The organism is Candidatus Magnetobacterium casense, from assembly GCF_000714715.1.
Lineage (GTDB): Bacteria > Nitrospirota > Thermodesulfovibrionia > Thermodesulfovibrionales > Magnetobacteriaceae > Magnetobacterium > Magnetobacterium casense.
Genome location: NZ_JMFO01000014.1, coordinates 13,340 through 25,987, shown reverse-complemented (window position 1 = coordinate 25,987; position 12,648 = coordinate 13,340). Strand labels below are relative to the sequence as shown.

13 protein-coding genes are annotated in these 12,648 nt (G+C 49.3%); 9 read left to right on the top strand and 4 right to left on the bottom strand.

Annotated features, from left to right (window positions below; translation table 11 throughout):
- The first annotated feature begins 203 nt into the window (after positions 1-203).
- Both Mcas_RS08895 and Mcas_RS16650 read left to right on the top strand, forming a co-directional pair.
- On the top strand, positions 204-1,730 hold the full coding sequence (locus Mcas_RS08895) for a protein kinase domain-containing protein (RefSeq protein WP_040335184.1): 1,527 nt from the start codon (positions 204-206) through the stop codon (positions 1,728-1,730).
- Positions 1,727-3,472 carry a Stp1/IreP family PP2C-type Ser/Thr phosphatase gene (locus Mcas_RS16650; RefSeq protein ID WP_052567070.1) on the top strand — a complete coding sequence of 582 codons (1,746 nt, stop codon included), beginning with the start codon at positions 1,727-1,729 and terminating at the stop codon, positions 3,470-3,472. Before Mcas_RS08895 ends, Mcas_RS16650 begins: the two co-directional genes overlap by 4 nt.
- Before the next feature lie 58 nt (positions 3,473-3,530).
- Here the strand turns inward: Mcas_RS16650 and Mcas_RS17635 are convergent, their stop codons facing one another.
- Entirely contained in the window at positions 3,531-3,731 is a 201-nt protein-coding gene (locus tag Mcas_RS17635; protein ID WP_081853735.1) for a hypothetical protein, read from the bottom strand.
- Positions 3,732-3,739: 8 nt separating this feature from the next.
- Positions 3,740-4,132: a methyltransferase domain-containing protein gene (locus Mcas_RS17630; RefSeq protein WP_081853734.1), complete on the bottom strand. Its 393-nt coding sequence runs from the start codon at positions 4,130-4,132 to the stop codon at positions 3,740-3,742.
- 151 nt (positions 4,133-4,283) lie between these two features.
- Here Mcas_RS17630 and Mcas_RS08880 point away from each other — a divergent pair, with 151 nt between their 5' ends.
- The 7 genes from Mcas_RS08880 (at position 4,284) to Mcas_RS08850 (ending at position 11,865) form a co-directional block, all read left to right on the top strand.
- Positions 4,284-5,174, top strand: coding sequence for an RpnC/YadD family protein (locus Mcas_RS08880; protein ID WP_040335182.1), 891 nt, complete (start codon positions 4,284-4,286; stop codon positions 5,172-5,174).
- A 58-nt stretch (positions 5,175-5,232) separates the two neighbouring features.
- Entirely contained in the window at positions 5,233-6,096 is an 864-nt protein-coding gene (locus tag Mcas_RS08875) for an RpnC/YadD family protein (RefSeq protein WP_040335181.1), read from the top strand.
- Positions 6,097-6,195: 99 nt separating this feature from the next.
- Entirely contained in the window at positions 6,196-7,326 is a 1,131-nt protein-coding gene (locus tag Mcas_RS08870; protein ID WP_200873668.1) for a pyridoxal phosphate-dependent aminotransferase, read from the top strand.
- A 200-nt stretch (positions 7,327-7,526) separates the two neighbouring features.
- Positions 7,527-7,796, top strand: a complete 270-nt coding sequence (rpsO, locus tag Mcas_RS08865) for a 30S ribosomal protein S15 (protein WP_040335179.1) — start codon at positions 7,527-7,529, stop codon at positions 7,794-7,796.
- A 9-nt stretch (positions 7,797-7,805) separates the two neighbouring features.
- Complete coding sequence (pnp, locus tag Mcas_RS08860; protein WP_235203359.1) at positions 7,806-9,917, top strand: polyribonucleotide nucleotidyltransferase; 2,112 nt, start codon at positions 7,806-7,808, stop codon at positions 9,915-9,917.
- A 168-nt stretch (positions 9,918-10,085) separates the two neighbouring features.
- Positions 10,086-11,333, top strand: coding sequence for a M16 family metallopeptidase (locus Mcas_RS08855; RefSeq protein WP_040335178.1), 1,248 nt, complete (start codon positions 10,086-10,088; stop codon positions 11,331-11,333).
- A 190-nt stretch (positions 11,334-11,523) separates the two neighbouring features.
- Positions 11,524-11,865 carry an RpnC/YadD family protein gene (locus Mcas_RS08850; protein WP_156033286.1) on the top strand — a complete coding sequence of 114 codons (342 nt, stop codon included), beginning with the start codon at positions 11,524-11,526 and terminating at the stop codon, positions 11,863-11,865.
- 86 nt (positions 11,866-11,951) lie between these two features.
- Here the strand turns inward: Mcas_RS08850 and Mcas_RS08845 are convergent, their stop codons facing one another.
- Positions 11,952-12,335: a type II toxin-antitoxin system VapC family toxin gene (locus Mcas_RS08845; RefSeq protein WP_052567069.1), complete on the bottom strand. Its 384-nt coding sequence runs from the start codon at positions 12,333-12,335 to the stop codon at positions 11,952-11,954.
- Positions 12,316-12,543 (bottom strand): type II toxin-antitoxin system CcdA family antitoxin, encoded by a 228-nt coding sequence (locus Mcas_RS08840; protein WP_040335176.1) that lies wholly within the window; start codon positions 12,541-12,543, stop codon positions 12,316-12,318. Before Mcas_RS08840 ends, Mcas_RS08845 begins: the two co-directional genes overlap by 20 nt.
- Between the last annotated feature and the right edge of the window lie 105 nt (positions 12,544-12,648).

The following is a 12,648-nucleotide window of genomic DNA, read 5'->3' as shown; positions in this document are numbered from 1 at the left end:
TATTGACATGTCTGAATAAGGTCTGCTAAATTAGAGAATTGTGATATGCTAATGTTCATGAATAGTATAATAAACTCATGTGTTGTGTGAGGTGTTTTCATTCATACCTGGGATGAATTGACTACCAGCGTCAGACCGGTTTGTGCGCAGGATTGCCACAGTGCTGGGTGCGTTTGCACCGGAGTCAGAGCAAGAGGTATCTGTTGCCGGCTAAAGTAATACTCAAGGTCACTGAGGGTAAACTCAAGGGCAAGGAGTATGTCTTTAACGAGCGTACGATCTGCATAGTCGGGCGAGGGGTGGACTGTTACCCGCGACTGCCTGACGATGAGGACCACCGTACTATATCACGTCATCACTGCCTGTTTGATATCAACCCCCCCGGCATAAGGGTCAGGGACTTTGGCAGCCTCAATGGCACCTACGTCAACGGTGTCAAAATAGGCCAGCGTGACAGGGCCAAGGTCATTGACAAGTCGGAGCACTTTTTCCCCGAGTACGACCTCAAGGAAGGTGACGAGATCAGACTTGGCAGCACTATATTTAAGCTGGAGCTGGGCACGGTAGAGTTCTGCTCTGTCTGCTCAAAGGAAATACTCGAGGATAAGCTCCAACAAAACAGACTAAACTCCAACCAGTACATCTGTGATGACTGCGCAAAAAACAAACCGCCCGTAAAAAAGACACCCCCAAAACCCCCTGTGTCTAAACCCGTAGTTAACTGCGTCAAATGCGGCAAGGAAATACCCGGCAATGTGGCTGCGGCCAAGGGTGACCCTCCCGTGTGTGACAACTGTAGCAAAGAGGCAGAAGAACTGTCTAAGCCAATGACGTCCCAGGATGTTCAGGAGCGTCTGCTGGAAATCAAGGGCTATACCATCATAAAAGAGCTTGGAAAGGGCGGCATGGGTGTCGTCTACCTGGCAACGAACAACAGCACGGGCGAAAAGGTAGCCCTCAAGGTAATGCTTGCCGAGGTGGCCGTCAATGAACAGTCGCGTGAGAGGTTTCTGCGTGAGGTCGAATACACCAGACACCTCAAGCACAAAAACGTGGTACAGATGCTCGACTACGGCAGTTGGAAGGGAATTTTTTACTTTACACTTGAATTCTGTGATGGCGGCAGCATTGACAGGTGGATGCTCAAGATGGGTGGAAGGTTTTCGGTAGACGAGGCCATGACTATTATCCTTCAGACCCTCGATGGTCTGGACTATGCCCACAACCTGGAGATACCAAATGTTAAACTCACAGATGGCCGCATTATGACGCTCAAGGGTCTTGTGCACAGGGACTTAAAACCGTCGAACTTCTTTTTCTATGGAACCGGCCCAAGCCGGATATCAAAAATAGCTGACTTTGGTCTGAGCAAGGCTTTTGATGCGGCGGGTTTGAGCGGTTATACGCGCACCGGCTCTGCTGCGGGTACACCGGTGTTTATGTCACGGCAACAGGTGATAAACTTCAAGTATTCCAAGCCTGAGGCCGATGTGTGGTCTATGGCGGCCTCACTGTACTACCTCCTGACGGGGAAGTTTCCGAGGGATTTTCCAAAGGGCAAGGACCCCTGGTACATAGTACTTCAGAGTCGTCCGGTGCCTATACTCAACAGAGACCCCAAGATACCAAAGAGATTGGCTGAGGTCATTGACGAGGCATTGATAGATCAGCCTGAGATAAAGTTTAAAACTGCAATAGGATTAAAGCGGGCATTGGAGGGTGCTCTATGACAAATACAATAAGCTATGCCGGTCTGACGGATAAGGGGCGTATCCGAAAGAGAAATGAGGACAACTGGTCGGTTGATCCTGAAAAGGGGGTCTACATAGTATCCGATGGCATGGGAGGCCATGCAGCGGGCGATTTGGCCTCAAGACTGGTTGTTGAGATGTTACCGATCTTACTCAATAAACGGATGAAGGATGTCACGACACTTAACTCCGCAAAGGCTACCGAACAGTTAAACGTGGCACTGACGGAGCTTAACGAACAAGTGCGCTCAGTAAGTAAGAGCAAGCCTGGGTTATCGGGTATGGGTGCGACGGTGGTGTTGTTGCTTGTGCGTGATATGACAGCCCTCCTTGCCCACATGGGAGACAGTCGGGCCTACCTCTTGCGCAACGGTAAGTTTAAGCAACTGACCATGGACCACTCGGTCATACAGGTACTCATCAACTCCGGTGAGATCACACCCGAGGAGGCATCCACACACCCGGCACGGGGTAAGATAACCCGGTGCATTGGTATGGCCGGGGATGCCTTGCCTGAGACCATGCTGCTTGAACTCAAACCGGGAGACAGGATTCTGTTATGCTCCGATGGTCTGACCGGTATGCTTGCCGACAATACGATCATGGACATCATCGGTGAGTACCGCGATAACAAAGCGGCATGTCAGACGCTTATAGACAGTGCCAACAACGCCGGCGGCCTGGACAATATCACCGTAGTGCTGGTTGATTGTCAGGGCGATCAGCTCCAAGCAGACGACATCATTGCCATATCCGAAACCGAAGACCTGGTATCAGGCAAGGGCGATATCAGAGAAATGGCCATCCCCCTGGGGTTCGTCATAAATCTTGACAAACAACCCTCCGACTTCTTTCTGCCGGTGAGTTATCCTTCGTTTTCTATAGGGCGTGGTAGTGGTAACCACCTCGCATTAAAAAATGACAGAACCGTCTCGCGCAGTCACTGCATAATATCGGTGGATGGCGACAACTTAAAGATACAAGACCTCGGCAGTCGTAATGGCACCTACTTAAACGGTCGCAGGATCAAGGGTATTGTTGATCTTCCGATACCCTCGTGGTTATCGATGGGGCGAACGCGGATTGGTGTGATACCTGCCGGAGCTGATTTTCAACATGAGGCCCTAATTGACGAGGCCTACACCACGGAAGGCAGTATCCTTATCCCCCCAAGTGAGTTCTTTGAGGAGAGAACGGAGGCGCTCCTGGTTGTGGACATAGTAGGCTCTACGCGCCTTGTAAAAGGTGGAGAGACGCAACTGGTAAAGGTAGTCTCTGCACTGGGACAGATGCTTGACAGGTCACTGCAGAATGAAAAGCATCCGTTCTTGAAATGCACAGGTGATGGCTTTTTTGCAACCTTTGGTGCTGCTGAAGATGCCCTGAAGTCGGGTTCAAAGCTCTCCGCCGGAATTGCCAGATACATCAAGTTCCCCGTCCAGATATGCGTAGCGCTACACTGGGGCTCAGTCCGTCTGACCCAGGAGGGAGAACGCACCGGCAGAAACGCACATGCCGTATTTTCACTGGAAGACCTCCGCCACAAGGAAAAAGACGTCACCGCACTTTTAACCACAAACAATAAAAAGGAAATAATCCTGATGACAGAGGCCTTCTGGAACATGCTTGAGCAGCGCACACGTGCCAAGGCCGTTGCCATTGGAAAGTTCAACCTCAAGGGGCTCGATAAAGAGGAAAAGATTTTCCACTGGCCCATGTAAGAGAGAACAAACGTCAGATTGAGAAGAAAAAAAGTGGTGTGGCTAGGTTTATGCGCTGTTACCGTTTGTGTATAAACAGGAAAAAATCATACGGCAGTCTGTCATGTCGTAGTGTGATGTAGGGTGAAAGCTCTGACATGGCAAAGTTGACAAGGGTTTCAGGGTAGACGTAGGACAGCTCGTAGCTCTTTACCGGATTGTGTGCCGACAGGGCGTTGAATACGAGGGTCTTGCGACAGTGCTTAAAGAGGCGCCTCAAGACGTTTTTTATTGTCTGCTCAATCCCCTCAACCTTGAGATTAAAGACACCGCACAGGAAGATGTAGTCGAAGTCCTCTGTGAGTTCGGTCTCCTCTGTATCAAAGACCATGAATCTGGCTTCGGGGTGATTTTTTTTGCCTTTGTTATCAACCGCGGGTTTATGTCCATGCCCGTGTACTGGATGTGGTAGCCCTTTTGCCGCAGGAACTGATAGAGGTCGCCCTTGCCGCAACCATAGTCGAGCACACTGCCTGCTATGATGTCATCCGTGGCAACGAGTCCTTCGTAGTGGAGCATCTGTCCCTGTGACGTCCACCTCAGGGCCTCAGGTCTGTCTCCATGTAGTCTGAGGGTGTTGTCATAGAACGACACCACGTACTCCTTTGCTAATGTATCCATACTTCAGTAATTATATCATAATTGTCAGGGGGCAATAAATAAAATAAAGAAGCAAAGGTAGGGCACTTGCATTTGAGAATTTTTATACGTCGATTCAAATCTGCTATAATTAATGATAGGCTGATATGTTCAGACACGGGAGGAACAGTTTATGACACAAGAGTATGATATTACGTTAAAGTCTATCCTGAAGGATGTCCCAAAGCGTTTCTTCAATATGCTCACGGGTTTTGAGGATGCGAAGTTCCTTGACGTACAGTTTCCTTCGGTCAGGTACAGGCAGCCTGATTTGTTAATGGACCTTCCCGATAATTCCTTATGGCACTTTGAGATACAGTCATCCAATGACAGCAATATGGATTGGAGGATGCTCGATTACTTCAGCATGATCTCTCAACATTGCAAAAGGCCCCCTGAACAGATGCTACTCTATGTTGGTGATGAAAGGTTGAAGATGGGTAAGGGACTCAAGTTTAAGAGGTTAAAGTTTGGGTACCGTGTAAGAGACATCAGGGATATTAAAAGTTCCGAACTCTTGGCAAGTGACAACCTGAGCGATGTAAAGTTGTCCATACTGTGCAATACGGAAGATGTCGTTGGTACAACGAGGGAGGTATTGTCAAGGTCATCCCATTTGGAGGCAGGTGACAGGAGCACGTATATATTGGAGTTGCTCAACCTGTCGAGACTTAGAGGGTTATCCGATATAGTAAAAAAGGAGGTAAACAGTATGCCGGTAACAATTGATTTAAGCAAAGATGCACTTTATTTGGAAGGTACTCGCAAGGGGGTGGTCGAGGGAAAACGTAAGGGCTTGGTTGAGGGAAGGCAGCAGGGCTTGGTTGAGGGAAGGCAGAAGGGCTTGGTTGAGGGAATAGAAGGGATGCTGGATATAAAATATGGTGCTGTTGGGTTGGAGATCATGCCTTCTGTGAAAAAAATTACGTCCATCGAAAAGATGGAGGCGTTTAAGAGGTTGATAAAGAACTCACGGACGGTTGATGAGTTGAAGGAGTTCCTGGAGGATAGTGCAGGGTCATAAATGGCATTGATGTAAAGCTACATACGGCTGATATGTTCAGACACGGGAGGAACAGTTTATGGCACAAGAGTATGATATTACGTTAAAGTCTATCCTGAAGGAGGTTCCCGAGCGTTTTTTCAGGATGCTCACAGGTTCCGGGGATGCGAAGTTCCTTGACGTACAGTTTCCTTCGGTCAGGTACAGGCAGCCTGATCTGTTAATGGACCTTCCCGATAATTCCTTATGGCACTTTGAGATACAGTCATCCAATGACGGCAATATGGATTGGAGGATGCTCGATTACTTCAGCATGATCTCCCAACATTGCAAAAGGCCCCCTGAACAGATGCTGCTCTATGTTGGTGATGAAAGGTTGAAGATGGGTAAGGGACTCAAGTTTAAGAGGTTAAAGTTTGGGTACCGTGTAAGAGACATCAGGGATATTAAAAGTTCCGAACTCTTGGCAAGTGACAACCTGAGCGATGTAAAGTTGTCCATACTGTGCAATACGGAAGATGTCGTTGGTACAACGAGGGAGGTATTGTCAAGGTCATCCCATTTGGAGGCAGGTGACAGGAGCACGTATATATTGGAGTTGCTCAACCTGTCGAGACTTAGAGGGTTATCCGATATAGTAAAAAAGGAGGTAAACAGTATGCCGGTAACAATTGATTTAAGCAAAGATGCACTTTATTTGGAAGGTACCCGCAAGGGGGTGGTCGAGGGAAAACGTAAGGGTTTGGTTGAGGGAAGGCAGAAGGGCTTGGTTGAGGGAATAGAAGGGATGCTGGATATAAAATATGGCGCTGTTGGGTTGGAGATCATGCCTTCTGTGAAAAAAATTACGTCCATCGAAAAGATGGAGGCGTTTAAGAGGTTGATAAAGAACTCACGGACGGTTGATGAGTTGAAGGAGTTCCTGGAGGATAGTGCAGAGTAGGATTGCCGGTCTTCTTCTTTCTTCCTTGCAAGAATTTGCAGCAATACATTATCATAATATCCTGATATGCTAAATAGGCTGGATGATATAGCTCCATTTATGGCGATGGACATAGCACGGCAGGCACGACAGTTCCCTGACACGGTGCATATGGAGCTGGGAGAACCTGACCTGCCCCCTCCGCCGGCAGTCTTGGAGGGCGTACAGAGGGCCATGACAGACAACCGTTACGCCTACACACCGGCACTGGGCCTCAAAGAACTCCGTGAGAAGATCGCTCAACACTACAACAACAAATACGGCGTGGACGTCTCCCCCGACAGGGTAATCGTTACACCGGGGACATCGGGGGCTTTTCTGGTAGCGCTGGGCATTGCCCTCAACGCCGGGGATGTCCTTTGCCTGCCTGACCCCTCATACCCGTGCTACAAGAACTTTGCACACTACCTCGATATAACACCAACATTCATACCGGTAAACAAGGACACCTCGTTTGAGCTTACACCGGATGCCCTGCGACAGACAAGTGACATCAGGGCACTGCTCATCTCCTCCCCGGCTAATCCCACGGGCAGACTCTACGACACGGACAACCTCAAGGCCCTCATCCAACACTGCAACGACATAGGCGTCACCTTCATCTCCGACGAAATATACCACGGCCTGGTCTACGGGGCCACCGAACACACCGCCCTGGAGTTCTCCGACAACGTCATCGTGATCAACGGCTTTTCAAAGTCGTTCTGTATGCCCGGCTTTCGGATCGGGTGGATGATCGTGCCGGAGGATTGGGTACGGAGGGCGGAGATCGTCATCAGCAGCATCTTTATAGCCGCCAATACCATTGCACAGTATGCTGCCTGTGAGGCATTTGACTATGCCTGGCTGGCAAACATCAACAAGACTTTTGCACACAGAAGGGACTTCCTCTACGATGGCCTCCGGGGGCTGTTTGATCTTCCGGTGCTCCCCGATGGGGCGTTCTACGTTTGGGCCGACATCTCAAGGTACGTCACGGGCAATGGAAACTCACCTGGCGCCGGGATGTACGCTGATAGCGTTGCCTTTGCACAGGCGCTTCTGCAGAGAGGGCACGTGGCCATTACGCCGGGCGTCGATTTTGGCAAAAACACTACACTCCACCACGTCCGCCTGACCTACACCTCACCCATCGATGTGTTGCAGAGCGGTATCGACAGAATAAAAAACTTCATAGCCAAAAGAAGATAAAGAAAAAAATGGGGGACTCTGTCCCCCCTCAGCCCCCCTTGCAAGGGGTCACGGCCCCCTTGACCCCGTAATTATGTACTTGTACCCATGAAATTTTTATGAACTCTTTACTTTTTACTCTTTACACTTTTATATTTTATATGTTAATGTTAGACGGGTGGTAGTTTACACCTAAATAAAAGAAAGGAAGGGGTGATATAGTGTCTCAAACGAAAGAGACTAAAAATAAATTGATTGTGGATTATAGGATTCATGAGAGAGATACGGGTTCTCCAGAGGTGCAGATTGCGCTTTTGAGTGATAGGATAGGTTATTTGTCGGATCATTTCAAGGTTCATAAGAAAGACCACCACTCTCGGAGAGGTCTTTTGAAGGTCGTTGCAAGAAGGAGAAAGCTTCTTGAATACCTAAAGATCACAGACAATGGACGTTACAAGCTGGTGATTGAGCGGTTGGGCATCAGAAAGTAGAGGTTTAGATTGATTTCAACAGAGGTAACAAGAGTAGAGCTTACGGTTAACGATAAACAACTGATTCTGGAAACGGGCCTCATGGCGAAGCAGTCCGATGGGGCCATCGTTGCCAAATATGGCGATACGGTCGTGTTGGCAACGGCGGTGTCCGATAAACGGGTGATGGAAGGGAAGGACTTCTTCCCCCTGACCGTCGATTACCAGGAAAAGGCATATGCCGCCGGTAAAATTCCCGGCGGATTCCTCAAGAGAGAGGGCAGGCCGTCCGAAAAAGAGATCCTCACCTCCCGTCTGATAGACAGACCTATCAGACCGTTGTTTCCGGATGGGTTTCATTCGGAGACTCAGGGGGTTGTATCGGTGCTCTCCTACGGTGAAGAGAACATATCCGACGTGATGGGTATCACGGCCATGTCGGCGGCCCTAACGATATCTGACATCCCCTTTGACGGGCCGGTGGCTGCTGTGAGAATCGGCAGGATAGACGGCGAACTGGTCATAAACCCCGACCTTGAACAGATGGATGACCCCAAACTGGACATGGTTCTGGTTGTGGCGGGTACGGACGATGCGGTCATCATGGTTGAGGGCGGGGCCATAGAGGTCTCCGAGGAAGTGATGTTGGCGGCCATAGACCGTGCTCATCAGGAGATCAAACGGATCGTTGAAACACAGAACGAACTCAGAAAGCTCGTTGGCAAGCCAAAACGTGAGGTAGCCCCGATTCAAACCGACGAGGCACTCGCTGAATCCGTAAGGCAGTTCGTCATCGAACGTATGAAAGAGGCCGTCAGCATCCCCGGCAAGCTCAAGAGGCAAAAGGTACTTGATGCCATCCTGGATGACGCAATCAAGGCCTTGTCCGATGATGACGACAAGAAGGTCAAGGCAATTTCAAAATACTTTGAGGAGCTGGAGAAAGAGCTTATCAGAAACCTGATCCTCAATGAAAACGTCCGTGCGGATGGCCGTCGTCCTGATGAGATCAGGGATATCCATTGTATCGTAGGGATATTGCCGCGTACGCATGGTTCTGCCTTGTTCATACGAGGTGAGACGCAGGCGTTGGTGGCGGTGACGCTCGGTACGTCGTCGGATGAACAGAAGATAGACTCCCTGGAGGGCGACAGATACAAGACCTTTATGCTGCACTACAACTTCCCACCATTTAGCGTTGGAGAGGTCAAGCCGCTAAAATCCCCCGGCAGGCGGGAGATAGGTCACGGCGCCCTGGCCGAGCGTTCGATCAAACCCGTGGTACCGTCCCCGGATGACTTTCCGTACACAATCAGGGTAGTGTCGGACATCCTTGAGTCCAACGGCTCGTCATCGATGGCATCGGTGTGTGGAGCAACGCTGGCGCTGATGGATGGCGGGGTACCGATAAGGAAGCCTGTTGCCGGCATTGCGATGGGCCTTATCAAGGAAGGCGACAGGATTGTGGTGTTGACAGACATCCTGGGCCTGGAAGACCACCTCGGAGACATGGACTTCAAGGTATCGGGTACTGCTACGGGGATAACGGCATTTCAGATGGACGTCAAGATCAGGGGGGTCAGCACGAGTGTCCTGGTTGACGCCCTGCAGAGGGCCAAAGAGGGCAGGCTGCATATCCTGGGTAAGATTACCCAAACGATAGAGACCCCACGTGCTGCCCTGTCTCCAAATGCACCGAGAATATTCCAGATGAAGATCAAGGCGGAGAAGATCAAGGACGTCATCGGTACCGGCGGCAAGATCATCAAGGGCATCATCGAGGAAACCGGCGTTAAGATAGACATTAACGACGAAGGTCTGGTGACAATTGCCTCAAATGACGGGCCATCGCTCAACCGGGCAAAGGGGATAATCGAGGGCATTGTGGCCGAGCCGGAGATCGATCGCATATACACGGGTAAGGTGAAGAAGATCATGGACTTTGGTGCCTTTGTCGAAATACTTCCGGGTACGGATGGCCTGCTGCATATATCGCAGATATCCGACAAGCGCGTCAACAAGGTCACTGATGAGTTAAGCGAGGGCGACGAGGTCATGGTCAAGGTCATAGACATAGACAGGAGCGGAAAGATCAAGTTAAGCAGAAAAGAGGCCCTAAAGGACACTCAAAAGACCAGTTAAGCACAAAAACGTCAGGCGGTGGTTGGACGGCATTGAACGCTGCGCTCCGGCGCTGTACGGATAATAACAAGGGGATAAGCAAATTATCCCTTTTTGTTTGGCCTCATAGACAGACTATTAATTGCGGACTATAATATAGAGATAGCGTATAATTTAAAAGGAGTGGCAATGTACAGGAAGGAGTATCTTCAAAACGGCATTCCGTTGGTTATGGAGCAGATAGCGGGAGTTAGGTCGGTGGCTGCCGGCATATGGGTCAAGGTTGGTGGACGGTATGAGTCGCCTGACAACAGCGGGATATCACACTTTATCGAGCACATGTTTTTCAAGGGCACCAAGAGTCGCACCCAAAAGGACATCGCCATAGAGATCGACTCGCTGGGCGGGGACATCAACGCCTTTACCTCACGAGAGAGCACCACGTTTTACGTCAAACTCCTCCGGGACAACATCACAGAAGGCGTGGAGATACTATCGGACATATTTCTGAATTCCCTGTTAAACGACAATGACATAGCCAAGGAGCGTGAGATCATCACCGAAGAGATAAACATGCTCGAAGACACCCCAGAGGACTACATCCACGACCTCTTTTACGAGGACATCTGGGGAATGAATACGCTTGGCCTGCCAATCCTGGGCAGCGTGGATAACGTCACGTCCTTTAAGCGCGACGATCTGCTCAGGTACATCGGCGACCACTACGGCACGGGCAATATAATCATCTCCTGCAGCGGCAACATAGACTTTGCTCAGATGTACGACCTGTTTAATGCCACCCTCGGTCAGCTCCGGTCTAAGGGGCAAGCCTCCGATGAGCCGTTGCAGAGACCGTCGTTTACGCACGGCCTCAACGTCTACGAAAAAGACCACACGGAGGTGCATATATGCATCGGCACCGAGGGCATCAAGCAGGACTCCGTGCAACGCTATCCATTTCTTTTGCTGAACACGATATTTGGCTCCGGCATCAGTTCTCGGCTGTTTCAGGAGATCAGGGAGAACAGGGGGTTGGTCTACAGCATATATTCGTATCTGTCTTCCTACCACGACACGGGTGTCTTTGGTGTATCCGCTGCATCGAGCAGGAAGAAGTACGTCGAGGTCATAGAGGTTGTGTTGAAGGAGATGGCTGCTCTGCGGGACACCATCACCGAGGCAGAGCTTGCACGGGCTAAGAATCAGCTCAAGGGCAATACCCTGTTGCATCTGGAGTCTTCTTCGGCGCGGATGCACAACATTGCGCGTCAGGAGATATACTATCAAAAATACTACAGTCCAGATGAAATCATTCGAGGCATAGAGGCCATCACGCTCAAGGACGTCCGGGAGATAGTTGATGCCTTTGTCGGCTCTGGCAAGAAGGCCATTACCGTCCTCGGTCCGGCTAGCAAGAAAGCCCTGGCCGGATTATAGCGCGTTTCGAAAGAGAAGAAAGGGGCGGCTCCGTTTCTTTTTCGCTCCAGGACGCTCCTGGCCCCTTTAGAACCCCCTGCAAGAGGGCCAGCCCCCTTGAACCCATATAAGTGATATGGGGCTTGTATTTATCAAATCGAAATCTGCTATAATTACGGAAGCAATAAATTGTATATGGAGGCTTGGACTTATGAAATTGAAACAGCCTGATATGAAATTAAAGCAGCCTGATCTGTTGGCGGAGATATCGAATGGCCGGCTTTTTCAGATAGAGTTTCAACTGGTCAACGACAAGGACATGGCTTTAAGGATGTTGAGGAATTATGCGTGGCTATCCTTGCATTACGGCAGGGGGCTGGAGCAGGTGGTGTTGTATGTGGGCAATCCGGTGTTAAAGATGCCCAATAGTGTAAAAAGCAAGCAGCTTGCCTTTAAGTATACCTTGCGGGACATGCGGGAGATTAAAAGTCGTCAGTTACTTGAAAGTACCAACCCCGGAGATATGGTGCTTTCGATATTGGGCAAGATGTAAGCCATCGGTGGCAGACAGATGGGTACCCCTCTATATTGACAATAGCGGTAGTAGAGGGGAGCTATGCAGTAGATAGCTATTGGCAATTATTTATCTACCGGTATGATAATGTCGCCATCTGGATAATGTTTTGTATTTCTTGTTGCTATCTTGTAACCCCGTACAATAGCGGTAGCATAGATTAAACAGTCTGTAGTTGTAAGCGTTACCCCCTTAGTTCTATAATGTCGATACAGTTCTCCAGCCCTTACAGCTATCTCTGCTGTAACTATGTTTGTACTGCACGCGCTAATGAAACTCTCCGTTGCAATTTTTTCGTTCTCTTTCATCCCTGCAAGTAGTTCATAAATCGATATTACGCTCAAAAATGCCGAATCATTTAACCATAAATATTCAACAAACTTCTTTGCATAGGGTAAACCTCTCAGGTAATCAATTGCAATGTCTGTATCAATCAAAACTGCTTCCATAATCCCTGTCTTTACGTAATTCGTTTACGATATCTACGCTTTCACGCTCTCTGTCTGTCCATTTGCCGAAGCTCTGCATGGCCAGCTCTATTTTCTTTCTCCTTATGTGTTGTCTTAGTGCAATGGCTACAAAGCTACTGAAATTGTCAGAGTATTGCCTTACCTCCTCTATTAGCTCCTCTGGTAGAGTTACCGAAGTTCTGATCATAATGTATCACCTCATTACATATATCGTTTATTTATAGTGTAACATAATATGACAATATCTTGGCGCTACCTTGCAGTGGGTGTTGTGCAGTATTCTTAAGTTTTT